At 67.1% G+C, this 23,990-nt stretch carries 17 protein-coding genes; 12 read left to right on the top strand and 5 right to left on the bottom strand.

The window, feature by feature from the left end; translation table 11 throughout:
- Positions 1-11: 11 nt before the first annotated feature.
- Positions 12-1,346 (top strand): type VI secretion system-associated FHA domain protein TagH, encoded by a 1,335-nt coding sequence (tagH, locus tag AC1D2L_RS10470; protein ID WP_476845793.1) that lies wholly within the window; start codon positions 12-14, stop codon positions 1,344-1,346.
- Positions 1,347-1,457: 111 nt separating this feature from the next.
- Here tagH and AC1D2L_RS10465 read toward each other — a convergent pair whose 3' ends face one another.
- Positions 1,458-1,967 (bottom strand): PAAR domain-containing protein, encoded by a 510-nt coding sequence (locus tag AC1D2L_RS10465; RefSeq protein ID WP_476845792.1) that lies wholly within the window; start codon positions 1,965-1,967, stop codon positions 1,458-1,460.
- A 221-nt stretch (positions 1,968-2,188) separates the two neighbouring features.
- Between AC1D2L_RS10465 and tssK the strand changes: the two genes are divergently transcribed.
- From tssK to AC1D2L_RS10435, 6 genes are read left to right on the top strand one after another with little or no spacing between them, the layout of a single operon-like run.
- A complete protein-coding gene (gene tssK, locus AC1D2L_RS10460; RefSeq protein WP_476845791.1) occupies positions 2,189-3,526 on the top strand; it encodes a type VI secretion system baseplate subunit TssK in 1,338 nt (445 codons plus the stop codon).
- Complete coding sequence (gene tssL, locus AC1D2L_RS10455; protein ID WP_476845790.1) at positions 3,523-4,944, top strand: type VI secretion system protein TssL, long form; 1,422 nt, start codon at positions 3,523-3,525, stop codon at positions 4,942-4,944. Before tssK ends, tssL begins: the two co-directional genes overlap by 4 nt.
- Positions 4,945-4,993: 49 nt before the next feature.
- Positions 4,994-8,611, top strand: a complete 3,618-nt coding sequence (tssM, locus tag AC1D2L_RS10450) for a type VI secretion system membrane subunit TssM (protein ID WP_476845789.1) — start codon at positions 4,994-4,996, stop codon at positions 8,609-8,611.
- A 4-nt stretch (positions 8,612-8,615) separates the two neighbouring features.
- The gene (gene tagF / locus AC1D2L_RS10445; protein ID WP_476845788.1) at positions 8,616-9,323 is read left to right on the top strand and encodes a type VI secretion system-associated protein TagF; all 708 of its coding nucleotides are present in this window, start codon (positions 8,616-8,618) and stop codon (positions 9,321-9,323) included.
- A complete protein-coding gene (locus AC1D2L_RS10440; RefSeq protein ID WP_476845787.1) occupies positions 9,320-10,123 on the top strand; it encodes a PP2C family protein-serine/threonine phosphatase in 804 nt (267 codons plus the stop codon). The genes tagF and AC1D2L_RS10440 overlap by 4 nt, the downstream gene beginning before the upstream one ends.
- Positions 10,120-12,099 (top strand): serine/threonine protein kinase, encoded by a 1,980-nt coding sequence (locus AC1D2L_RS10435; RefSeq protein WP_476845786.1) that lies wholly within the window; start codon positions 10,120-10,122, stop codon positions 12,097-12,099. The genes AC1D2L_RS10440 and AC1D2L_RS10435 overlap by 4 nt, the downstream gene beginning before the upstream one ends.
- A 7-nt stretch (positions 12,100-12,106) precedes the next feature.
- Here the strand turns inward: AC1D2L_RS10435 and AC1D2L_RS10430 are convergent, their stop codons facing one another.
- The 4 genes from AC1D2L_RS10430 to AC1D2L_RS10415 form a co-directional block, all read right to left on the bottom strand.
- Complete coding sequence (locus tag AC1D2L_RS10430; RefSeq protein ID WP_476845785.1) at positions 12,107-12,385, bottom strand: hypothetical protein; 279 nt, start codon at positions 12,383-12,385, stop codon at positions 12,107-12,109.
- A 66-nt stretch (positions 12,386-12,451) separates the two neighbouring features.
- Complete coding sequence (locus tag AC1D2L_RS10425; protein ID WP_476845784.1) at positions 12,452-14,032, bottom strand: transglycosylase SLT domain-containing protein; 1,581 nt, start codon at positions 14,030-14,032, stop codon at positions 12,452-12,454.
- 22 nt (positions 14,033-14,054) lie between these two features.
- Positions 14,055-15,320, bottom strand: a complete 1,266-nt coding sequence (locus tag AC1D2L_RS10420; RefSeq protein WP_476845783.1) for an OmpA family protein — start codon at positions 15,318-15,320, stop codon at positions 14,055-14,057.
- Complete coding sequence (locus AC1D2L_RS10415; RefSeq protein ID WP_476845782.1) at positions 15,311-16,783, bottom strand: caspase family protein; 1,473 nt, start codon at positions 16,781-16,783, stop codon at positions 15,311-15,313. Before AC1D2L_RS10415 ends, AC1D2L_RS10420 begins: the two co-directional genes overlap by 10 nt.
- Before the next feature lie 159 nt (positions 16,784-16,942).
- Here AC1D2L_RS10415 and AC1D2L_RS10410 point away from each other — a divergent pair, with 159 nt between their 5' ends.
- The 5 genes from AC1D2L_RS10410 (at position 16,943) to AC1D2L_RS10390 (ending at position 23,975) form a co-directional block, all read left to right on the top strand.
- A complete protein-coding gene (locus tag AC1D2L_RS10410) occupies positions 16,943-18,190 on the top strand; it encodes a DUF4399 domain-containing protein (protein ID WP_476845781.1) in 1,248 nt (415 codons plus the stop codon).
- A gap of 80 nt (positions 18,191-18,270) precedes the next feature.
- Positions 18,271-18,639: a DUF4399 domain-containing protein gene (locus AC1D2L_RS10405; protein WP_476845780.1), complete on the top strand. Its 369-nt coding sequence runs from the start codon at positions 18,271-18,273 to the stop codon at positions 18,637-18,639.
- A gap of 63 nt (positions 18,640-18,702) precedes the next feature.
- On the top strand, positions 18,703-20,451 hold the full coding sequence (locus tag AC1D2L_RS10400; RefSeq protein WP_476845779.1) for an SUMF1/EgtB/PvdO family nonheme iron enzyme: 1,749 nt from the start codon (positions 18,703-18,705) through the stop codon (positions 20,449-20,451).
- 180 nt (positions 20,452-20,631) lie between these two features.
- The gene (locus AC1D2L_RS10395; RefSeq protein ID WP_476845778.1) at positions 20,632-22,683 is read left to right on the top strand and encodes a caspase family protein; all 2,052 of its coding nucleotides are present in this window, start codon (positions 20,632-20,634) and stop codon (positions 22,681-22,683) included.
- Positions 22,684-23,522: 839 nt separating this feature from the next.
- The gene (locus AC1D2L_RS10390) at positions 23,523-23,975 is read left to right on the top strand and encodes a Ros/MucR family transcriptional regulator (protein WP_476845777.1); all 453 of its coding nucleotides are present in this window, start codon (positions 23,523-23,525) and stop codon (positions 23,973-23,975) included.
- Positions 23,976-23,990 lie beyond the last annotated feature (15 nt).

Here is a 23,990-nt window from a genome sequence, read left to right as displayed (position 1 = left end):
GAGCGCGGTTCATGGCGCTGACGCTGACCATCGAGAACGAGACCTCGCTGCCCGATGGCGGGCCGCTAAGCGTGACCCTGAGTGGCGGGCGCGGCCTCGATATAGGCCGCGACCAGCATCTCGACTGGACCCTGCCCGATCCGACGCGGGCGATCTCGGGCCGGCATTGCGAGATCCGCTTCCAGGGCGATGCCTACTGGCTGCGCGATGTCTCGACCAACGGCACCTTCGTCAACGGCGCGAGCCAGCGCGTCCAGTCGCCCTACCAGCTTCGGCATGGCGACCGCGTCGAGATCGGCCACTACATCATCGCGGTCACACTCGACCGGGACGAGCACAGTGACGCCTCGCCGCGCGCCGCGGTTCCGAGCCCGCCTGCCTCGGAAGAATTATGGGCTCCGAGCGGGGAGGTCGCGCCCCCGATTCCGCGCCGCGACCTGCTGCCGCCCAACAGCGCCCGACCGGTCAATCCCGGCTTCATCGACTGGGCTGCGGATCTGCCGGGGCCGGTCGAGCAGCCGGCGCCGGCGCCACCGCTTGCGCCGAGCGGCCGGGACGATTTCGCCTGGGCACCCTACCAGCCTCCGCCGCCCCATGCCATCGAGCAGCCGGCCCCGATCCCGACGCCGAGGCGCCCCGTCGCACCGAGCCCGCCGGCCAGCAATCCATGGGACGAGGAGCCACCCGAGCTTTTTGAGGCTTCCCCGGTCGCCTCCCCTGCGCCGCTCACAGCTCCGGCCCCGCCGCAGCCGACGCCCCCGCCGCTCCCGAGGGGAGAGTTCCTGCAGCGCTTCGCAAAGGGCGCAGGTCTGGCGCCCGACGTCCTGGCGGCGCGTGACCCCGGCGCCTTCGCCGAAGAACTCGGCGCGTTGATGCGGCTCGTCGCGATCGAGTTGAAATCGCTGCTGTCGGCGCGCGCCGAGAGCAAGCGCATAGCGCGCAGCAGCAGCCAGACAATGATCCAGGTCGAGGACAACAACCCGCTGAAATTCTCGCCGACCATCGACGATGCGCTGAAGCTGATCTTCGGCCCTCCGACCAGCGGCTACCTCAATGCGCAGCGCGCTTTCGACGAGAGCTTCAAGGACCTCAAGGCCCACCAGATCAAGACCTATTCGGCCATGCAGAACGCGCTGCGCATGCTGGTCGAGGATCTCGACCCGCAGGCCGTGGCCGAGAGCCTTCCGCCGGACCGAGGGCTCGAGGCCCTGATCGGCTCGCGCAAGGCGAAACTATGGGACGCCTATGTGGCGCGCTGGGAGGCCAAGACCGCGCCTTTCGAGGACGGACTGGTCGATGCCTTCATGCTCTATTTCGCCGAGTGCTACGATCGCGGCGGACGCTGAGCGTCCCTTCGAGATCTCATCCAGCCCTGATCCCGAGGAGCCATTTCGTTGGGAATAGCGTCTCGAAGGATGGGAGTTCGGTTTATCACGTCGGCTCCGAGAGCGGCGCACTCACCCGCCGATGATGACCGTCGGCAATCCCATGACGATCTTGTTGGGCGGCCCCAGCGCCTCGAGCACGGTGTCGCCGACGCGGCAGGCGGCCAGGCTGTTGATCTGCACGGTCTGGGACCCGTCGATGACCACGCCGGGACCATGCGTCGGCACGGGCAGCGGGCCCAGCGGCGTCAGGCAGATATGGATATCGGCGCCGCCGGCAGCGCCTGAGATCATCGAGCCCATGCTGGCGGCGGCTGCGTTCTTGGCGGCCTCCTCGGCGGCGATGGCGGCAGGCGCGCCCGGCGTCCCGGCCGCAGCCACGGTGGCAGCCTGCGCCATCTGAAGCGTCGCATCGGATGACGCCTTGGCGGCCTGGATCGCGGCGGCAGCCGCCGCCGAGACGCCACGCCAGGCTGGCAGGCCGCCGATCAGGACGTTGGGGCTGCCCGGCCCGGGCTGAAGGATTCCGGGCAGAGGATGCAGGACCGGATCCAGAATGCGCGCGGCAAAGCCCTTCGGCACGACACTCTCCATCTCCAAGACGGCGCCGAGATTAAAGCAAACATCCGCGACGCGGGTCATTCAAGTCAATGACGACGGTTCGAGGCGGGCTCGGATACGCTGGAACCATGACGTGAAATCCATCCGATAACCCAAAGGAACAGGCCGAAAACTGAGCGCGATAGTGACGTCGATCACCGTTGCGTCTAAGGTCAGACCAGGCTGCAGATAAAGAGAACCGGATGTCTTGGTACAGCAAGGTCGTGTGGTCTGAAGGCTTGTTCCTGCGGCCTCACCATTTTCAGCAGAGCGACCGGTATCTCGAAAATCTGCTGGAAAGCCGCGTTCGCCATGTCACGCCTTATCCCTGGGGATTTGCCGTGCTCGAGATCGACCGGGACCTGGCCCAGCAAAGCAAGATCGGCCTGCGCCGCGCCGTCGGCGTGATGCCCGACGGCACCCCGTTCGCCCTGCCCGACAACAGCCCGCTGCCGGCCGCGATCGACGTTCCCGAAAACGCCGCCGGACAGATCGCCTGGCTCTCGCTTCCGTTGGCCTCGGCCAATACGCGCGAGGTCGAGGACAGCCTGAACGGCAGCGCCAGCCGCTTCTCACCCGCGACCGAGATGCTGATCGACTCGACCGCCTCGCTGCGCCTCGAGGAGGAGATCGACGTCGCCCATCCGCGCCTGACGCTCGAACTGCGCCGGACCGCGAAGGCGGGCTTCGTCGGCCTGGCGCTCGGACGCATCCTCGAAGTGCGCGACCGCGCCATCCTGTTCGACGAGAAGTTCGCGCCGCCCGTGCTGGTCTGCCACGCCTATCCGGTGATCGATGGCTGGCTCGACCGTGTCATAGGCTGGGTCGACAACAAGCTCGAGGAACTCGCCCGCTACGCCGCCGACCCGACGGCGGGCGGCGGCCTGCAGAGCGCAGATTACTTCGTGCTGCAGATGTTGAACCGGCACATTCCGGTCCTGAAGCACATGCGCGGCTCGCGCTTCGTCCATCCCGAGCGGCTGTTCACGACCTTCCTCGCCATCGCCGGCGAGCTTGCGACCTTCACAACCGCCGAGCGTCGCGCCCGCGACTATCCGGCCTATGACCATGACGATCTCGAGGGCTGCTTTACCCCCGTGATCCGCGACATCCAGGATTTCCTGTCGGCCCAGCTCGGGCGCCGGGCGATCCGGCTCGAGATCACCGAGCGGGCGCCCAACGCCTTCATGTCGACGATCCGCGACCGCTCGCTGATGCGCAACGCGACGCTGGTCCTGGAGGTGGCAGCGCGCCGGCCGCTGACCGAGATCCAGGCGCAGTTCCCTCAACTCTTCAAGGTCGGCCCCAACACCAAGATGAACGAGATCGTCCATGCCCATCTGCCGGGCATCAACCTCGTGCACCTGCCGACGCCGCCGCCGCAGATCCGGGCGCTGACCGACCACGTCTATTTCTACCTCGACCGCACCTCGTCGCTCTGGCCCGAATTTTCGACCGCAAGCTCGATCGGCATGCATTTTTCCGGTGATTGGCCCGATCTCGAAATGGAGCTTTGGGCCGTGCTGGAGGGCAGGCGATGAGTGACCCGGGTTCGCCCTCAGATCCGTTCGGCCGCTCCGACCGCACGATCATCAGGCCCAACCCCGGCGGGCGCCGCGCGCCCCTGCCCTCGCGCCCCGCGGCGCCGACCCCATCCACACCGGCTGCCGGCGCCCCCTCGCCCGGCGTGCCCGGCAGCGGCGACGAATGGCTTTCGGCGCCGCCGGTCACGCCGCAGCGCGCGGTTCCATCGCCGCTGATGGGCGCGCCGGGCGCCTCGCTTCCCAAGCGCGACCAGTTGCTGACGCCCAATGCCAACCCGCTTCTGAAAGCCGCCGGCCCGCTGCTGCTGCTGCTTGGCCGGATGCGCTCCTCGCTGAGCAGCGCGCCGCTGCAGCAGCTGCTAGGCCAGGTCGGTGACTCCATCGAAGCCTTCGAGCACGAGGTCCGGGCGACGGGTGCTTCGGCCGAGCAGACCCGCACCGCAAAATACACCCTCGCGGCGGTGGCCGACGATATCGTCCAGAACATTCCCGGCGAGGATCGGCACCTCTGGACGCAGTACAGCATGCTCTCGCGCTTCTTCGGCGAGCGCGTCGGCGGTATCAGGTTCTTCGAGGAGCTCGACCGGGCCAAGGCCGATCCTTCGGTCAATTACGACCTGCTTGAGCTGATGCATGCCTGTCTCGCGCTGGGCTTCGAGGGCATCCATCGCACCTCGTCTGGCGGGGCCGCCAACCTGCAGATGATCCAGCGCAACCTGTTCGAGACCCTCCGGCGCGTAAAGCAGCCGGACCCAGAGCTGTCGCCGCGCTGGCAGGGCAAGGCGCTGGCCTCGCAGGTCGCCCGCTTCAAGGTGCCGGTCTGGTCGGTCGCAGCGATCGCGGGCGTCGCGCTGCTGGGGCTGTACTTCGTGCTGCGCGCGCTGCTCGGCGGCAATGCAGAGGCGTCCGCTTCGGCCCTGCTCTCGGTGCATCCCAAGGGTGAACTCGGCATCGTGCGAAAGGTCTTTTCGGCGCCGCCCCCGCCAGTGCCGCAGCCGCAGGCAAAGGTCTGCGCCACTGTGAGCCCGCCGATCACCTGCACGGTCACGCCGAACCTGATCCTGATCCGCCTCGTCGACATCACCCTGTTCGAGCCCGGCCAGGCGGCTGTGCGCGACGAGTTCCGCCCCTTGATAGAGCGCATCGCCAGCGTGCTGGAGCAGGAGGGTGGCGCGATCAAGGTCGTGGGTCACACCGACAGCGTGCCGATCCGGACCGCGCGCTTCCCTTCCAACGTCCAGCTCTCTCAGGAGCGCGCCAAGGCGGTCGGCGACCTCCTCAAGACAAAGCTGAGCAGGCAGGACCGCATCAGCTTCGAGGGCAAGGGCTCAGACGCACCCATCGCCCAGAACGATACCCGCGAAGGCCGCGCCAAGAACCGGCGCGTCGAAATCCTGATCCAGCGGAACAGTTGAGCGACGCCATGGATCCGATCCGAAAGCATCCGCAGAAGGGCTGGCACCGATGAGCGTCGCGGTCTGGCTCAGGGTGGCCGCGATCGCGATCGGTACGCTGGCCCTTTGCGCGCTGATCTGGTTCGGAGGCCCGTTCATCGCCATCGGCGAGATCCGCCCGTTCGAACCGCTCTTCGTGCGCCTGCCTATCGTGCTGCTGCTCGTCCTGGGCGCCGGTCTCTGGATCACGCTGATGATCCTGAAGCGGCGGCGTGCGGCGGCTACGTTGAACGACGCCCTGGTCAGGCAGGAGACTGCGACCGGCGACGCCGCCATGCTCGGCGGCGCGATGCGCGACGCGCTGGCGACGCTGAAGCGCGCCCGCGCCAAGGATGGCGGCGATTATCTCTATGACCTCCCCTGGTATGTGATCATTGGCCCACCCGGCGCCGGCAAGACCACCGCGCTGGTCAATTCCGGGCTGAAATTTCCTCTGGCTCGCGGCACGTCGCCGGCGGCTGTCGCGGGCGTCGGCGGGACTCGCTATTGCGACTGGTGGTTCTCCGAGGATGCCGTGCTGATCGACACGGCCGGGCGCTACACCACGCAGGACGCCGATGTGAAGGCCGAGCGCGCGAGCTGGCTCGCCTTCCTCGACCTGCTGAAGAACAACCGGCCGCGCCAGCCCATCAACGGCGTCATGGTCGCGATCAGTGTCGAGGATCTGCTGACCTCGACGCCCGAGCAGATCGCGGCCCATGCCGACGCGATCCGCAGCCGCCTGCTCGAACTGCATGAGCGGTTGAAGGTCGATTTCCCGGTCTATGCCATCTTCACCAAGGCCGACCTGATCGCCGGTTTCAACGAGTTCTTCGGAGGGCTCACCGAGCCGCAGCGGCGAATGGTCTGGGGCCACACCTTCCAGACCGACGACAAGACCCGCAACATGATCGGCGATGTCGCGCCGGAATACGACGCGCTGATCGAGCGTCTCAACGCGCGACTGCCCGACCGCCTGCAGGAGGAGCACAACCCGACGGCACGCGCCCAGCTCTTCGGTCTGCCGAGCCAGATGGCGACGCTGAAGCGCACGGTGGTCGACTTTCTCGCCAGCGTCTTCGAGCCGACGCGCTACCAGGCTAACGCGACCTTGCGCGGCTTCTACTTCACCTCCGGAACCCAGGAAGGCACGCCGATCGACCAGTTGATCGGCGCGCTCTCGCGCAATTTCGGCAGCGAGCACGCCCATGCCGCCGCCTATTCCGGCAAGGGCAAGAGCTACTTCCTCACCGACCTGATCCAGAAGGTGATCATCGGCGAGGCCGGCTGGGTCTCGACCGATTTGGGCGCCGCGCGGCGCTCGACCTTGCTGCGCATCGCGGGGTTCGCGCTGGTCGCGATCCTCTCGCTGGGAGCGCTCGGGCTGTGGTGGACGAGCTATTCGCGTAATGAGGACCTGATCACCGCGACGAATTACGGGCTCGCCGACTACCGCGCCAGCGCAGCGCCCGTGCTCCAGGAGAACACCATCTCCGAGCGCAATTTCAGCCGTATCCTGCCGCTGCTGCACAAATTGCGGCACCTCCCCGCTGGCTACGCCAGCAAGGACGAGCCGACCCCGATGCAGGCGACCTATGGCCTGAGCCAGCGCGAGCGCCTGCAATCGGCCTCCGAGGTCGTCTACCAGCAGGCGCTGGAGCGGATGCTGCGCTCGCGCATCATCTTCCGTCTGGAGGAGCAGCTCGAGGCCAACATCAACAATCCCGGCTTCGTCTACGAGGCGTTGAAAGTCTACCTGATGGTCGGCGGCCAGGCCCGGCTCGACCGCGATCTCGTGGTCTCCTGGATGCGGCTCGACTGGGCAGAGAACCTGTTCCCGGGCGCCGCCAATGTCAGGGGTCGGGAGGCGCTGGGGGAGCATCTGGTCGCAATGCTGGAGCTCGACGAGGGGGGCGAGCCCGTGGTCAAGCTGAACCAGTCGCTGATCGAGAACTGCCAGCGCACCTTGCGCCGGATGAGCATCGCAGAGCGTGCCTATGAGTTGCTGCGGACGCAGGCGCGCGGCGCGCAGAAGGACTGGGTTGCGGCGCAGCGTGGCGGCTCGGATGTCAGGCTCGCCTTCGAGGGCATAGCCGGCGAGGATCTCGACGCGATCCGCGTGCCCTATTTTTACACCTATGACGGCTTCCAGAATGCCTTCGTCGACCGTCTCGGCGATATCGGCGAGCGCATCGAGAAGGAGCGTTGGGTGCTGGGCGAAAATGTCGACCAGCAGGCCATCGTCGCGCAATACCAGACGCTGTTCCAGGACCTGCTCAAGCTCTATGTCCGCGATTACGTCGCGACCTGGCAGAAGACGCTGCGGCGACTGAAGCTGCGCCCGCTCAATGCCGACAAGCCGAAATATGTCGCGCTCAGCGCGGTCGCCGCGCCGACCTCGCCCTTGAAGCAGTTGCTGGAATCGATCCGCGACGAGACACAGCTCACCAAGGAGCGCCCGGCGCCCAAGCAGAGCGGCGCGGCGAAAGCCACCGACGCCGCAGCCGATGCACTCGAGAAGCGCGCCACCGCGGCGCTCGGCAAGCTCGGGACCAACCTGCCGCTCAGCGCGCCCGGCGTCGACCGCGTGCTGGCAGGCGGCAATGACGCGCTCGGCGCCAATATCGAGACGCAGTTCAAGGCGTTTCACGTGCTGGTCGAGGGCGATCTCGGACGCCGGCCGATCGACCAGCTCCTGCAGGTTTTCAGCGAGATCAATCAGAACCTCGCCATCGCGGCGACGAACCCGGCGCAGGCGAGCGCTGCCAACGCCGCACTGGTGCCGCTGATCGCTACGCTGCGGGCCAATTCCTCGCGCTACCCCGCGCCCTTCGACGGCATGATCGTCTCGGCGGTCAATGACTTCGAGGGCGACGCCACGGGGGCGACGGTCGCGCTGTTGCGCCAGGCGCTGGGCGACCAGGTGTCGAGGGTCTGCGCCGACATCCTGACCAACCGCTACCCCTTCGTAAAGGCGAGCGCGCGCGACGTGCCGCTGGCGGATTTCGCGCGGCTGTTCGCGCCGGGCGGGATCATGCCCGGCTTCTTCAAGGACAAGCTCGAGCCCTATGTCGACAAGTCGAAGGCGCAATGGAGCTGGCGCGTCGACAGCCGTGTGGCGCGCGCGCTTTCGCCCACGACCTTGCGCGAATTCCAGCGCGCCGACGAGATCCGCGAGGCGTTCTTCCCGACAGGCGGCAACCTGCCCTCTTTCCAGATGATCGTAACGCCGACGGCCCTGTCGTCGGACGCCTCGGCCGGCAAGCTCGAGGTCAACGGCTTCACGGTGACGAGCCAGCAGGGCGTCAACACACCGACGCCGGTGATGTGGCCCGGCGCCGGCGTTCCGAAGACCGCGGTCACGCTGACGCTCGGCAGCGCCAATAGCGGCGGCGGGCTGTTCGGCGGCGGCTTCTTCTCCAGTGGCACGCCGGCCGCCTCGGGCGAAGCGAAACTCTTCGAGCGCGAAGGGGTGTGGTCTTTCTTCCGCCTGCTCGATGCAGGCTCCGTGCTGAAGCAGGGCGACAATGTCGTGCTGACGCTGGCGGCCGGAGGGCGGCAGGTCGGCTACCAGCTCGGCGTCGGCTCGCTGAAGAACCCGCTGGTGTTGCCCGCCTTGCGCGACATCCGCTGCCCGGCAGGGATCTGAGGCCATGGCGTGCGGGCTGTTCGGAAAGCTCCCGAGCAAGCGCGATTTCATCGCGATCGGCGCGCCTGCGCCATTCCTGGCTAGCTATGAGCCGTGGCTGCAGGGCGGCCTGACCGCGAGCCGGCTGGAACTCGGCCCGCGCTGGCAGGACGCGTTCCTGAATGCGCCGATCTGGCGCTTCTGGCTCGGCCGGGCCTATTGCGGCGAGACGGTCGCGGGCGCCTTTATGCCCTCCGTCGACGGGATAGGGCGCTATTTCCCGCTGACGGTCTTCGCCATGTCCGCGCCGGGCGCCGCGATCCCGCCGCCCGAACTCGACCCGCAGGAAGCCTGGTTCACCCAGGCTGAGGATTTTCTGCTTCAGGCGCTAGAACCGGACACGAGCTACGAGACGACCACGCAGCGGCTGGCCCAGCTAGCCGCTCCCGACGATCAGCTCAAGGCGGCGCCGCCCGCCGAGATGCTTCGGCTGCCCGACGGGATGATCGTCAGCGCACTCGATGCGGCCACCTTTCCCGAGCGGCTCGGCCTGCTGCGGGTCGAGGATCATGCCCGGGCCTATGCCCATTCGGCGGTGTTCTGGACGCTCGGCGGCGAGCAGTTCGAGCCGCTGGCGCTGGTTGGCCAGGGGCTGCCGGACCCGCATCTGTTCTCGGGCCTGCTCACCGGCCGGTTCGATGCGGCCATCGACAGGAGGCGCGCAGTGTCATGAACGACGCCAGCCCTCCGGCCACCCCGTTCGAGACCGGCGCGATCACCCATGTCGGCCGCGTGCGGCAGGAGAACGAGGACAGTTTCGTGTTGCGGCCGGAATTCGGCGTTTGGGCGGTCGCAGACGGCATGGGCGGGCACGAGAACGGCGCGCTGGCGAGCGGCACCCTGGCCGCAGCGGTAGAAGGCATCGGCGCGGCGACCTCTGCGCCTGACCTGCTCGCCCGGCTGGAGCGCAGCGTGATCGACGCCAATGCGGATCTGAGGCGCCAGAGCCGCAAGCGCGGCGGCGTCGCCATGGGTTCGACGCTGGCGGCCCTTCTGGTCCATGAGCGGAACTTCGCCTGCGTGTGGTCGGGGGACAGCCGCGTCTACCTGGTTCGCGGCGGCCAGATCCTCCAGCTCTCGCGCGACCATACCGAGGTCCAGGATCTCGTCGACAAAGGCCTGCTCTCTCCTGATGAAGCGCGCCGCTCGCCCCGCCGCCACGTCATCACCCGCGCCATCGGCGTTCATGACATGCCCGAGCTCGACCTCGACACTGGCGAGCTCGAGGATGGCGACATCTTCGTGCTCTGCTCGGACGGGCTGACCGGCCATGTGTCGGATCCGGAAATCCTGGCTGCGGTCAACGGCCAAGGCCCGCAGGCCGCCTGCGATGCGCTGCTTGCCCTGACGCTAGAGCGCGGCGCTTCCGACAATGTCACGGTGATCATCGTGCGGCATCGGGCAACGGCGGTCGATGACGGGTCCACGGTCTGGCTGCCGAACCGACGCCAGGCCAGGAGCGGCGCGCCATGAACGATACCGAACGCACCGTCTTTGCGCCACGCTCCGGCATCGCCGCCGGCACGCGGCTGAACGGCATCTACGAGATTGAGCGGCTGATCGCGGTGGGTGGCATGGGCGAGGTCTACAAGGGCCGCGCGATCCAGACCGGCGATGCGGTTGCCATCAAGATGATCCGCCCCGACATGGCGCAGAACGAGAACGCGCTGGCGCTGTTCCGCAAGGAGGCGGCTGCCCTGCACAACCTCTATAACGAGGCGATCGTGCGCTACTACGTGTTCACGATCGACCCGGTGACGCAGGCGCCCTATCTCGCCATGGAGTTCGTCGACGGGCAGCCCCTGTCCGACCGCATCAAGCAGGGCCCGCTCAGCTTCGATGAAGCCGACGTCCTGCGGCGCAGGATCGCCAGCGGGCTGCACGCCGCCCATCTCCTCGGCATCGTCCATCGCGACGTCTCGCCCGACAACATCATCCTGCCCGGCGGGCAGGTCGCGCGGGCAAAGATCATCGATTTCGGCATCGCCCGCTCGACGCAACTCGGCGAGGGCACGGTGATCGGCAGCGGCTTTGCCGGCAAGTACAACTATGTTTCGCCCGAACAGCTCGGCCTTGGCGGCGCGGAGGTGACGGGACAGTCCGACATCTACAGTCTGGGGCTGGTGCTGGCCGAGGCGCTGACAGGCAAGCCCCTCGACATGGGCGGCACCCAGGTCCAGATCCTGGAGAAGCGTCGGCGGGTGCCCGATCTGTCTGCCGTGGACGCGCGGTTCCAGCCGCTGCTGGCCAAAATGCTCGCGCCCGATCCGGCGCAGCGCCCCTCCGACATGGCCAGCGTGGCGGCCTGGCAGGCGCCGGTGGCGAAAGGCACGGGCAGCAAGAGCGCGCTGCGCATCGCGGCCGGACTCGTGATCGTGGCCGCGCTCGCCGGTGGTGGCTATGCGTTGTGGACCGCGACACGCCCTGTCGCCGATGCCCTGTCGAGCAGTTCGGGCGCGCCCCCTCAGCCGGGCAGCGGCTCCGACTCGGTCGATCCCCGGGTCCTCGTGGCCCTGCCGCCGCTGAAGGCCCCAGGCGCCCCGGAGCTGACCGCACCGCCGCTTACCGAAGCGGCTGGGGCGGCAAGCCCGAGCCTTCCGCCTGTTGCGACCGTCGAGACTCCGCCCATGGTGACCGAACCACCATCCTCTTCGCAGCAGGTCGCGATCAGGACTGAACCGCCAGCGCAGTCGCAAACGCCACCGGTACGCGTCGAGCCACCCCGCGCGCCTGCGCCCGAGCCGCCGCCGGTGCGTGCCGAGCCGAAGGGCTCATCGCCACTTCCCACCGCCGCCGTGACGCCGCCGCCCGTGCTGCCGCAGGAGCCCCGTACACCAGCCGAGCGGATCCAGCGCTATATCAGCGGCTATGATGGCGGCAGCTGCTTCTTCCTCTGGCCGCTCGACGTCGCCGAGAAGAAAGCCGAACTCGAGGGCTTTGGCAGCGGCGCGGAGCCGTTCATGATATTCGACGCCGCCTTCAAGCAGTCTCAAGGGTTCGAGGCGACGATCAACCTGCGTCCTGTCACGTCGGCCCAATGCCCGATGGTCGAATTCCTGCGCCAGCTCGGCCCCGCCATAGATCGCAGTCCGCGCCTGCAGATCGGCACTTTCGCGATGAAGAGCGGCGATATCCTGAGCGGCACGGTCGACAGCCCCGGCGGCCGCCATCTCGACGTCGTGCTGATCGGCGACGACGGGCTTGTGTATAATCTGGCGAGCTATCTGAAGCGCGACGGCGCCAAGGCCGGCTTCAACCTCAAGCTGGAATCCAGCGGCACGGCTGCACGGCCCCAGGTCGTGCTGGCTCTGGTGAGTGCGGCGCCGTACCCCGCCCTGCTCGGGCCCAATCCTGCGCCGGCAGCCGAGTTCTTCCCCAATCTCGCGCGCGATATCGCGGCGTCAGGAGGCAATCTCGGGCTGGCGATCAAGTACTTCCGGATCCAGTGACCGGCACTCAATCCTCGCGATAGAGGCTGCCCCACTCGGCCTGCCAGAGCGCATCGGGGTCGACCACGACGATCGGCGCCCTGATCTCGTTGGCGAGCCGGATTGCGGTGCGGAAAGCTTCGACCGGGGCCATCTCGTCACTGACGAAATCATTGACCAGCTGGCCGCCGGCCAGTTCCGCAGGACATGCGACCAAGGCGGCAGCCGCCCCGTCGCGCTGCAGCAATGTCAATGTGATCGCGTCCGTTTGCGCCTCGTCGACCTGCTCGAACCGGTTGCCTGCCATGGTACCCGCCTCCCCTCGAATGCGCCCGCCGGAAGGGCCAGTCCCGCCGCAGCAATGGCGCCAGATCTATTTGCTCGCGCCCTGAACCCAGAGCTTCCGCACATCCCCGTAACGATCGAGCCTGAGCTTGATCATGTCGTTGAACTTCTTGTGGACCTCCGAGACCGACAGGGTCTTGGTCTCGCCGCCGGCCTCGGCGTAGAAAATCGGCCGGTTCGCCTGCGCCGGGCGCGGCAGCAGTTCGGCAGCCTTGGCGCCCGGCGTTTCCTCCATCGTGGCGATGAAGGTCTGCGCGGCGTCGGGGCCGAGGAAATGGATCAGGTAGATCTCGCCCCCGGTCAGGTGGCGGCCCATCGCCTTTTCCAGTCGCAGCGTATCGCGCTTCAGCATTTCAGCCGCAAGCAGCGCCGACAGATAGGGCTCGCGGCGGAGGTCGAGAATGCGCTGGCGCTCGCCGGCATCGGCGACGCCGTATTGCCGGCCCGTGCGAGTGATCAGCCGCGCCTCCAGCTGCAAGCCATGGCGCGGGCCGAACTCGGCCACGACGCCGAGCCAGGTCTGCTCGATGAACTGATAGAGCCCGGTCGCCGACGAGGTCTTTGCCTGGATCGCGGTCGAGAACGAGGATTCCTTGTCTGCGACCGCCATCAGCAACGTCGGGTCGGCGCCCACAATGCGGCCGGCCCGCACGATGGTATCCACGAGATGACGCCTGATCCGGATCGGCCCGAAGGTCAGGACCTGCTCGGGATCGCCGCCGCCGGCAGGAGGGCGCGCGATTGGCCGGCTGCTTGACGGTGGCGTTGCCCCCGAAGGCAAGCGTGGCGGCACCAGCAGGATATTCGGCGGCGGCTGAATCGTGCCGAGACCCGGGACACCCTCCGTCCCCTGCGGGCGGATGGAGGCCAGCGAGGGGTCGTTGCGCTCGGCGAATTGCGTCGCCTGCCGCGCTGCTTCGAGATCGCTTTCGACAGCGGACAGGATCAGCGACGGGCGCGCCGCGAGCTTGAGATCGGGAACCTCAACCTCCGTGGTCGGCGGCACAGTCGGGTCCGGCTGCCGCAGCGCGATGGCGAACCCGGCCAGGACCACCAGCGCGACGATGCCCGCCGCGCAGACGCCGATTGTGACGAAACCGGCGCGACGGCTCGGCGTGGCCGCTCCGGCAGGAGCACCTAACTGCGGCACCGACGGAGCCGCGCGCTCGGGGGTTGCCGGCGGGTTCGACCGGCCTTGCGGCTGATCGGCGACGAGGTGAGCGATCGCGTCCAGCCAGCCCGTGTTGGATCCAGTGCGCAGGACCTCGAGCTCTTCGAGCAGGCGTCGCGCCAGTGCCGGCGGTATCGACGCCTCCCGCGCGAGCGTTGCCGCAGCCTTGCTGCGTTCGCCCAAGGTTAGCCGCAGCGCGAAGAACCAGAGCTGTAACGGCGTGCGGCGGTTCTGCAGGGGCGTGCCCGCGCCGGGATAAAGCAGGAAATTGCAATGCGGGCAGGCATAGGCGCGCAGTTTCGGGCTGGGTGTGAAGGCGCCGGTCCGGCCGCAGGCCTCGCAGCCCAGGTCGCGACCACCATGGCGAGCCAGCATCAGCGCATCGAGGCAGCGCTCTTCGGGAAACTCTGACTGGAACGCCTTGAAGCGCTGGCTCATCGCGGATGACCGCTGCGGACCGTCAGCAGCCGATGACCTTGAATTCGACGCGACGGTCGAGGGCGTCGCTCGCATCGTCCTTGCCGGTTCCGATCAGGTTCTCGCGAAACCCGGCCCCCGACGCGATCATGCGCTCGCGGCTTTCGGGCATTCCCGTCAGCAGGAGGTCCATGACGAACTGGGCGCGCAGCACCGACAGGCGCTCGTTGACCTGGGCCATTCCAGTGCGGGAGGTGTGGCCGACGATCTCGAGGCAGGCTCCCTTCTGGCGCGAGCGCGCCGCGATCTGGCTCAGCCACATCGGATAGGGTTCGGTGACCTGGGGATTGTCGACGAACTGCGTCGATCCCGGCCGAAACAACAGCTTGACCATCAGCTGGTTCGTGCTGAGGCCGGAATCGACGAGATCGCCGAAGGCCTCGGCCGCATCCTCGCGACGCCCGAGCTTGCTGTTGACGAGATAGGTGCCGATGCGGACGCGGTACTGGTCGCCGCCGGCAAGCTGGCGCGCTGTGCGGTAAAAAGCCAGGGCCTCGCGATAATGCTTCGCCTCGTATTCGAGGATGCCGTCGCTGATCAGCGCCGCCGCGTTCAGGCGCTCGACATAGACGGGGTCGAGCGTGTCCCCGAGCTTGGTGCCCTGGCAGGTCTTGATATAGGCGTCAGTCGCGGCATCCTTGGTCCAGACCGGGGCATCGCGGAAATAGGGAGTGGGCGTGACGTCGATGCCCTCGGGCTTTGCCCGCGCGACGCCCTTCGAGACCACGGTCCCCGAGGCCAGGTCGGCCATTGTGAAGCAGATCCGGAAGGCATCGCGGGGGCCGCCGGCCACACCCTGGTTGTTCACCGCCGTGAAGGTGCCGACCAGCACCACCGGGTTGCGCGCCAGCGTCTCCGAGTTGAAGGGCTGCACCGAGAAGCGCGGATAGGACTTCTGGACGATCTCGACGAGCGTCTTCTCCATGGCGCGGGTTGCGATCGATTGGGCGCCGGAGATGCCATCGATCAGCGGGTCGATGACGAGTTCGACACGCTCGCCGCTGACCTTGGCCTTGCTGAAGAGATCGTCGGCGGCCTTTACCACGGCCTCGGCATAGGGAACCGGCGTCGGGGGCGCGGGGGCAGCCGCTGGCGCCGCGGCCCGCTGGCCGGGCGCGGGCGTCAATGTCGGCGCAGGCGCTGGCTGGGCGGCAGCCTGCCCGGCCGCGACCAGCATCAGCAACGCCAGCGAGACGCGGCTGGCGCCTGGAGCCTGTCGATCGCTTCTGGGCAGAAGGTTCAGCGGCATTGCAGCAACACCTCCCGATTGGCGGCCGAGAGATCGCCGATCTGTGCCCGCAGCAGGATCTCGCTGCAAAGCTGGGCGCTCGGACGGGTGCTCGTGACCAGGGCTTCAGCAGGCCGGCGCTCGACAGGGGTGCGTTCGCTGCGCGGCGGGGTCGTCAGGGGCAGGCCCGCGCGTTCGGGCGGCGAGACGATCAGCGTCCCCAGCCGCGCGGCCATGGCCTGCTCCTGCGCCTGCCGCTCCTGCCCAAGCCGCTGCTTCTCGGCTTCGAGCGCGGCAAGTTCGGTCTCGCGTCGCTTCACTTCGCTCGCGAGCCGTTCGCGCTCTGCCTTTTCGGCGGCGACTTTCTCGACCGGCTCGGGTCGGATCGCGGGCTGCGCTGCCTTGCCCGGCGGCTCGGCCGGCAGGGTGGGCAGCGGAGCCTGACTCTCGCGGCGCGCCAACTCGCTTGCGGCCTGCTGGCGGCTGCGCTCCGCCTGGTCGAGGCGTTCGAGCAGCTGACGCTCGCGGGCCGCGAACTGGAGCGCAATGCGATCGCGATCGTTCTGCTCGGCGGTGCGGCGCTCGATCAGGTCCAGCCTCGTGCGGGCATCGACCGTGAAGAAGCTGGTGGGAAAACGCTGGATGAAGCCGTGCAACTGCGCCGTGTCGTCGCTGGCGCGGATCCTGCGCCAGACGTCGATGTCGGTCTCCTCCCGGTTGATGTAGAAATCGCCGAGCAGCGAGAGCGACAATTCGGGGGTCTGGCGCCCGCCGGTGGCGTCGTAGACGATTTTCTGGACGCGCCTGAACATGGTCGCGATCTCCAGGCCCGGCTGCTGGATCTCCTGCACCAGGGCGGCCGTGAACGGGCTGTTGCGGCCGGCGCCGTCGGCTGCAACGTCGTTGGCCTGCGTCGCATACGCAGTGACCATGCCCTGGGCCCGCGCGATCGGCGCCAGTCCGTTGCCGACCGCGAAACCGCGCGTCGCCTGCTTCTTGGCCAACTGGCCGACGAAGGGATTGTTGCGGCAGGCGTCGAGCACCATGATCTTGACGCCCTTGGCGAAGCCGAGCGCGGTCACGACATCGTTCAGCCGCGTGGTCTCGTACTGGACGCTGACCTCGTCATCGACGCGCGCCTCGATCGGCACGAGGTAGTTCTCGCCGTTGAACTGCAAGCCATGGCCGGCATAGTAGAACATCACCGCATCGGCATCGCGTGCCAGCCGTGCAAAGCGGGTCAGCACCTCGTCCATGCCGCGCTTTTCGAGATTGACGCCGTCGACGACCTCGAAGCCGACCTTGCGCAGGGAGGCTGCCATATCCTGCGCGTCGTTCACCGTATTGGGCAGGGCCGGCGCGTTGCGGTAGGCCGAATTGCCGATGACGAGCGCAACGCGACGCTCCTCCGCCGCTGTCACCGGCGCGATCAGGAACTGGAGCGCGAAGGCAAGCAACGCGCACATCTTGAAGATGGCGTTCATTCAAGTCTTCCCTGGTGAACGCTAATGGAGTCACAGTCGAGAATCCAGTTTTATTCGTCGGTTGCATCCGTCAAATAAATGACGTCACGCCCTCATCCTTGCCGCTTGAGTAAGCGACTGTTAGCGTCAGCAACGCTGAGCCCTTCGGGAGGTGGAGCTATGCCGGGACCGAGACGTATCCTGGCCCTTGGCATCGCGGTGAGCGTCTGGCTCTCCGCCGGCGGCCTGGTTGCGCAGGAGAGGGCCCGGCCGCGCAGCCCGGCACCGCCCGGAGCAAAGCTCGGCTTCATCGATCTCGCCAATGGCGCACGGGTCTCCGGCCGCCTCAAGGTGCGCTTCGCGATCGAGGGCATGGAGGTGGTGCCCGCGGGTACCGCGCGGCGCAATGGCGGCCATCATCACTTGCTGATCGACACCGCCCTGCCCGCACTCGACCAGCCGATCCCGAGCGATTTCAACCATCTGCATTTCGGCGGCGGCCAGACCGAGACGGAGATCGCGCTGATGCCGGGCCGGCACAGCCTGCAGTTGCTGTTCGCCGATCACAACCACGTCGCCCATGACCCGCCGGTCGTGTCGCCGCGCATCGAGGTCGAGGTCGTGGCAGATGCGGCGGATGTCGCGCGCTCCGTCGCGGCGCCCAACGCAAAAGTGTTCTTTCTCGACCTCAAGGACGGCGCGACGCTCGCGCCCCGCGCGAAAATCCGCTTCGGCATCGAGAACATCGCGATCTCGCCGGCCGGCACGAAGCGCGACAATGCGGGGCACCATCATCTCCTGATCGATACCGATCTGCCGCCGCTCGACCGGGAGATTCCCAGCGATTTCAACCATGTCCATTTCGGCCGCGGCCAGACCGAGGTGGAGCTCATCCTGACGCCGGGCGAGCACACGCTCCAGCTCCTGATGGCAGATCATGATCACGTGCCCCATGACCCACCAGTCATGTCCGAGAAGATCCGGGTGCGGGTCGCCGCGGAAAGCGCTGCGCCTGCGACGGGCACGCCAACCGCGAAGTCGAACCGCACGCCTTCGCCCAACGATGCGGCGGTGTATTTCGTTTATCCGCGCAATGGCGAGAGGATCTACGCCTCCTCGACGATTCGCTTCGGCCTGCGGAACATGGGCGTGGCGCCCGCTGGTGTGGTCAAGGACAATACCGGACACCATCACCTGCTGGTCGACGTGCCGACGCCGGCGCTCGACGTGGCCATCCCCAGCGACCTCAACCACATCCATTTCGGCGGCGGCCAGACCGAGAAGCGCATCACCCTGACGCCGGGCGAGCACACGCTCCAGCTCATCCTCGCCGACGACCAGCATGTCCCCCACGATCCGCCGGTCATGTCGGAACGGATCAAGGTGTTCGTGGGCATGCCGCGCAAGAAGCCGGGGCGTCGCCGATGAGACCTTCAGCCAAGCTCCTGCGCACAAGACTGGCGGCGCTCGTATTGCTCGCCGCTGCCACGCTGCCAGCGGTTGCTCTCATGGCTCAAACAGCGCGCCAGCCGGCGCCGCGGGGCGCGCTGGTCTATTTCCACTATCCGCTCGACGGGCTGAGCGTTCCCGAGCGCTTCACCGTGCGGATGGGGCTGAAGGAGATGGGCATCGCACCCGCCGGCACGGTCAAGCCGCTGACCGGGCACCACCATCTGCTGATCGACGTCGATCCCGGTCCGCCGGACCAGCCGATCCCGTCGGACTACAACCACATCCATCTCGGCAACGGCCAGACCGAGGTCGTCGTGACGCTGCCAAAGGGCCCGCACACCCTGCAGCTCCTGCTCGGCGACCACAGCCACACGCCGCATAACCCGCCGGTGATGTCCAACAAGATTAGGGTGTATGTTCGTTGAAGCCATGAAGCGGTGCCCTGACCGGCCGGCCGCATGGATCCGGTGGAGATGATGGATGCGATGATGCGATCCTGCCGGTGCGTCTTCCCAGCCCTTGTCTGGGCCTGTCTTGTCTGGACAAGTCTTGCCCTGCCGGCCCTGGCCCAACCCGCAGGCGAGCCGGCCCGGGTCGCGCTCGTCATCGGCAACGCGGCGTATGAGCGCGCCAGCGCCCCGGAGGCGACACACGACGCTCGCATGGTCACGGAGGCCCTGCGCCAGGGCCGTTTCGATGTCGTGAGCGTTGAGAATGGCGGTCGCACCGAGATGCTGGCGGGGATCGAGAGTTTTCGCGGCAAGCTGCGGCGCGGCGGCATCGCCGTGGTGTTCTATGCCGGCCACGCCGTGCAGCTGCGCGGCCGCAATGTGCTGGTGCCGGCGAACACGTCCGCCCTGACGGCGCAGGATGTCAGCAGGCAGGCCGTCGATCTCGACGCGATCCTCGATCCGCTGATCGTCTCGCGTCCGCTGAGCGCCGTCGTGTTCCTGGACGCGAGCCGCGATAATCCGTGGCAGGAGGCGATCGGCAGCGGCCTGAAGGGCCTGGCGCCGGTGGATCGCATGGAGAGCATCGCCGTGGCCTCGGTCGCCCCGCCCGGCCGTATAGCCGGCCAGTCTCCGGCCGTGGCAGAGTGGCTGAAGGCTCTACGCGCGCCCAATCTCGATATGGCTGTCGCGCTGCCCCGAATCCGCGACGCGATGGCACGCCAGGGACCACGCCAGCCGCCGCTCTGGCTGTCCTCGACCCCACCGAAGGGGCTGGTCGTGACGCAGCCCGGCCGCCAGCTCGAAATCGCGCAGAGCAGCCGCGCCGTCATCGTGCCGCCCGACATTCCGCCGCAGGGCGGCCAGCCCGACGCCTATGAGCTCTCCTTCTGGGACACGATCAAGGCCAGCGAGAATGCTGCCGAGTATCGCGCCTATCTGGAGGCCTACCCGAATGGCCGCTTCGCGACATTGGCCCGCGCCCGCGAGCAGCTCTACCAGGGCAGGTCCGGCGCCTCGAACGCCCGCATGGCCGCTACGGTGCAGGGCCAGCCTCCCGCCGCCCGTGGCGCCGAGAAGACCATCCGCGACTGCGACGACTGCCCCGAAGTGACGCTGATCCCGCCGGGCAGTTTCGAGATGGGCTCGAACGAGTTCTTCGAGTTCGAGAAGCCCGTGCACCCGGTGACGATCCGCAGCGGCTTCTATCTCGGAACACGCGAGGTCACCTTCGCCGAATGGGACGCCTGCGTCGACCAGGGCGGCTGCAGCTACCGTCCCAACGACCGCAATCTTGGCCGGGGAAAGCGCCCCGTGACCGACATCCACTGGAACGACGCCGTCGCCTACACCGCCTGGCTCTCGCTCAAGACGAAGCGCAAATACCGCCTGCCGAGCGAGGCCGAGTGGGAGTATGCCGCCCGCGCCGGCTCGAGTACGACCTACCCCTGGGGGCGCACCATCGACAAGGAGCAGGCCAATTGCGTCGGCTGCAATGCGCAGGCCCGCAAGCAGACCGTCGAGGTCGGGCAATTCCCCGCCAACGCGCTCGGCCTCTACGACATGGCCGGCAATGCCGCCGAATGGGTCGCCGATTGCTGGAGCGAGACCTATCGCTCGGCGCCGCGCGACGGCAGCGCCTACACCACTCCGGCCTGCCGCGAGCGCGTCCTGCGCGGCGGCTCGTTCAACAACGATCCACGCTATCTGCGCTCGGCCGCGCGCTTCAAATACGAGGCCGATGTGCGCTTCTACACCAACGGCTTTCGCGTGCTGCGCGAGCCCTGAGGCGTAAACTCAGGCCATCCGATCGATCCCGGCGAGACAAGATCCGGGTTGGATCATGATTCGCTTCCTTCGAATGACGGATGCGTGATGGGCTGGGCGCCCCCAGGATACCGTCTGGCGAAGGCCGGCCACCGCGCGACGAAGCGAGGATTGCGGCAGTCCTTCAGTCCCGGAGGCATCATGCGAAGCGCCCTTGCGATGCGAAGCCGCATCCTGATCTGGCTAGGCCTTATCTGCGCGGCCCTGGCCTTCGACGCCAGCGCCGCAATGGCGCAGAAGCGTTTTGCTTTCATCGTCGGCAATGGCGCCTATCGCAATGTCGCCCAGCTTCCCAACGCCATCAACGACGCCAACGCCACGGCGGCCGCCCTGCGCGATGCCGGCTTCGACGTCATGCCAGCGCTGGATTCGACATTGCCGGGACTGCGCGGCGGCCTCGACAGCTTCATCATGAAGCTTCAGCACGCGGGCCCGGGCGCAACCGCGCTGGTCTATTATGCCGGCCATGCGGTGCAGCTCGGCGGCTCAAACTATCTGCTCCCGGTCGATATCAAGCCCGAAGGCTCGGCCAATATCCCAGCCCAGGCTCTGTCGCTGAGCGACATCCTCAAGCGGCTCGACGCGACCGGCGCCGTCGCCAAGATCATCATCCTGGATGCCTGTCGCAACAACCCCTTCGCCGGCCAGGATCTGGCGCGCGGGCTTTCGCTGCAACTCGTCGACGGCGCGAGCGACGGCATCCGCAGCGAGGCCGGGCTGGCGCGCATCGATTCCAAGAGCGGCACCTTCGTCGCCTTCGCGACCTCGCCCGGAGCCACGGCAGCAGACGGTACAGGCGCCAACAGCCCCTTCACAACCGCGCTGCTGCGGCAGATGCGCGAGCGCGGCCTGCCGGTCGAGCAGCTCTTCCGGCGAGTGCGGCTAGACGTCCATGACACCACCAACGGATTGCAGATCCCTTGGGACACCTCTTCGCTGATCACGAATTTCAGCTTCTTCGAGGGCGGCGCGGGCACAGCGCAGCCAGCGCCGGCGCAAGCCGCCGGGCAAGTCTCGCTGACGACGCGCCCGACCGTCGCCTCGCTGCGGTCGATGGCACCTGCGGACGCATACCGGGCGGCGATTGCGTGGGATCGTCCCGATATCTATCGCGGCTTCCTCGAGGTGCAGCCCGATGATCAGCGTGCCCTTCGCGTTCATCGACTGGCCAGCCTCCGCACCGAGGAGACCGCCTGGGCCGAGACGGTACGCGCAGGCGACGCCGAATCCTTCAGGATGTTCGCGCGCCTCTATCCGGGCTCGCAGCATCTCAACGAGGCACTGCGCCTCGCCGCGAACGCGCCCAGTCGCAACCGCCTCATCCAGACCGCTGCAATGTGCCCGGTCTGTCCCGGAATACAGCCTCGAACCGGTCGCGCCGACTTCACGCCGCGCGGCCCGGACCCGATCCGCGTCGCCGGGCCAAGGCGTCGCTCGGAGCCGGCGCAATCATATCCCCCCGCCGCACCACCATCGCAGGTTAGCGAGGTGCCGCTCCTGCCCGAAACGCTGCCGGGCCGGCCGCGCTGGACCAATTTCTACGTCGGCGGCTCGATCGGCGGCGGCCAATTGCAGACGCCGTCGACTCTCGACGGCTTTGGCCCGACACAGTCCATCCGTGAATCGATCGGCGCGGGCAACGTGCCCTCCGGCTTGCGGTCGTCTGGCAATGGCGTGGTTGGCGGGGCGCAGTTTGGCTTCAACTACCAGATCGGAGCAGTCGTCGTCGGCGCCGAAGCGGACATTGCCGCCAGCCGGATCGACAGCGAGGCGTCCTATGCCGTGAACCTATATGGCGTCGAGGTGACGACCCGCAACAAGACCGAACTCAGCATGCTGGGCACCGTCAGGGCGCGCGCCGGCGTCTCGTTCGGGGACCTTATGGTGTTTGCGACGGGCGGCTATGCCTATGGCAAGGTCGAGCAGACCGGCTCCATCTCGCCTGTCCCTACCAACAATCCGACCGCCGTCGGATCGCAGTCGGGAATGGCCGGTGGCTGGACGCTGGGCGGCGGCCTGGAATACGCGCTGGGCCCGGCGATCTCCCTGAAGCTCGACTACCTGCATTACCAGCTCGGCTCCCGTCAGCTGACGCTGAGCGAGATCACCGGACTGGCGCCGGGCGAGTTCGCGACGATGCGCACGCGCATCAAGGGGGACGTCGTCCGCGCCGGCCTGAACATCGGCTTTTAGCAAAGGCGCGGACAGGCTTCCGCGCCGCGGTGGCAACGTTACGCAAAGGCAACTGAGTATTACCGGCGCGCTCCGGTGATCCGCAGATCTGAGGACCTCACCACTCTCGGGATGAGCTAGTTCGACCGCTGCGGCGTGGCCCCCGGATCCAGCACCGGCCTGCGGATATCGGCGCGAAGGCTCAGGCCTCGCAGAGGAGGCTGCCGCTCGCAACGTGAAGCGCTCCTGGCGCGTGCGCGAGCTGTGCGGACCGAAACGAATGTAGCGCGCGCTCGGGAGAATCAGCCAGCTTGATGCAGTTGACGACCGCCTGATCTCGCTTCTGCGGCACAGTGAAGCTTGTGTCGGGGGGCCATTTTCTGTCGACAACCTCCGATAGGGCACGCTGGTCGGCGCGCGGCAGTATTTCACTTTTCAACCTGATTTCGTTCTAAAATATCACCCTGGATTTTCGACGTCTTCGGCTGCCGGCAGGCGTTCATGTTTTTTGATCTCGGCTGATCTGCCTCTAGCCAAAGCCTTGCGTGGCAACGTATTTTATCCAAACCCAAGATGAAATTTCAGATCGCAACAACACCGTTTCGGCGAGAGGTGGAGGTGCGCCAGACATTCCCGTCGGCAGAACTTTGGGGCCTGCCGTTTGATCGTGATCTTCAACAAATTCATCAGCACAATCGCGCAGTGGTTGTGCATAAGCCTACGAGCATAGTCCGAAATGCAGTGTCAGCACCCTTGCCCATTGGAATATTGTGAGGCAAAGCATTGAAACTTCCAATGCAATGCGTAGCTGATAATCGCAGCCAAATATCGTCTCGCAACTTTTCTGTTTAGGATCCGTCATGGACGACAACAATGCAGAGCTTCTCGATCTGACAGCCTCGATCGTTGCAGCTTACGTCTCACACAACAATGTCCCGGCCGGCGAACTGACAGCCCTGATCGCGAGCACTCATGCCGCGCTCAACAAGCTTGGCAGCGAGCCGGAAGCGCCCGCCGCCGCTCCGCTCGTTCCGGCTGTCTCCATCAGGAAGTCGGTCACGCCGGACGCCATCATCTGCCTGGAAGACGGCAAGGCCTTCAAGTCGCTGAAGCGCCACCTCAGCAAGTTCGGCCTGACCCCCGACCAGTATCGCGCCAAGTGGGGCCTGCCGTCCGATTATCCGATGGTCGCCCCCAACTACGCAGAAGCGCGTTCGGCGCTGGCGAAGTCGATCGGCCTCGGCCGCAAGTCGGCTCCGGTCGCCGAGGCGGCAAAGGCCAAGCGCGTACCCCGCGCCAAAGCGACTGCATAAGCACAAGAGAACCAT

The organism is Allobosea sp. P1_B10, from assembly GCF_056406735.1.
The sequence above is the reverse complement of the archived record's forward strand: the minus strand, read 5'-3'. Positions and strand labels throughout refer to the sequence as shown.

What these genes read in the sequence shown, in the direction of transcription:
- tagH (WP_476845793.1), top strand. Translation starts at nt 12, where the DNA reads ATGGCGCTGACGCTGACCATCGAGAACGAGACCTCGCTGCCCGATGGC.
- tssK (WP_476845791.1), top strand. Translation starts at nt 2,189, where the DNA reads ATGTCTTGGTACAGCAAGGTCGTGTGGTCTGAAGGCTTGTTCCTGCGG.
- tssL (WP_476845790.1), top strand. Translation starts at nt 3,523, where the DNA reads ATGAGTGACCCGGGTTCGCCCTCAGATCCGTTCGGCCGCTCCGACCGC.
- tssM (WP_476845789.1), top strand. Translation starts at nt 4,994, where the DNA reads ATGAGCGTCGCGGTCTGGCTCAGGGTGGCCGCGATCGCGATCGGTACG.
- tagF (WP_476845788.1), top strand. Translation starts at nt 8,616, where the DNA reads ATGGCGTGCGGGCTGTTCGGAAAGCTCCCGAGCAAGCGCGATTTCATC.
- AC1D2L_RS10440 (WP_476845787.1), top strand. Translation starts at nt 9,320, where the DNA reads ATGAACGACGCCAGCCCTCCGGCCACCCCGTTCGAGACCGGCGCGATC.
- AC1D2L_RS10435 (WP_476845786.1), top strand. Translation starts at nt 10,120, where the DNA reads ATGAACGATACCGAACGCACCGTCTTTGCGCCACGCTCCGGCATCGCC.
- AC1D2L_RS10430 (WP_476845785.1), bottom strand. Translation starts at nt 12,385, where the DNA reads ATGGCAGGCAACCGGTTCGAGCAGGTCGACGAGGCGCAAACGGACGCG.
- AC1D2L_RS10425 (WP_476845784.1), bottom strand. Translation starts at nt 14,032, where the DNA reads ATGAGCCAGCGCTTCAAGGCGTTCCAGTCAGAGTTTCCCGAAGAGCGC.
- AC1D2L_RS10420 (WP_476845783.1), bottom strand. Translation starts at nt 15,320, where the DNA reads ATGCCGCTGAACCTTCTGCCCAGAAGCGATCGACAGGCTCCAGGCGCC.
- AC1D2L_RS10415 (WP_476845782.1), bottom strand. Translation starts at nt 16,783, where the DNA reads ATGAACGCCATCTTCAAGATGTGCGCGTTGCTTGCCTTCGCGCTCCAG.
- AC1D2L_RS10410 (WP_476845781.1), top strand. Translation starts at nt 16,943, where the DNA reads ATGCCGGGACCGAGACGTATCCTGGCCCTTGGCATCGCGGTGAGCGTC.
- AC1D2L_RS10405 (WP_476845780.1), top strand. Translation starts at nt 18,271, where the DNA reads ATGGCTCAAACAGCGCGCCAGCCGGCGCCGCGGGGCGCGCTGGTCTAT.
- AC1D2L_RS10400 (WP_476845779.1), top strand. Translation starts at nt 18,703, where the DNA reads ATGCGATCCTGCCGGTGCGTCTTCCCAGCCCTTGTCTGGGCCTGTCTT.
- AC1D2L_RS10395 (WP_476845778.1), top strand. Translation starts at nt 20,632, where the DNA reads ATGCGAAGCGCCCTTGCGATGCGAAGCCGCATCCTGATCTGGCTAGGC.
- AC1D2L_RS10390 (WP_476845777.1), top strand. Translation starts at nt 23,523, where the DNA reads ATGGACGACAACAATGCAGAGCTTCTCGATCTGACAGCCTCGATCGTT.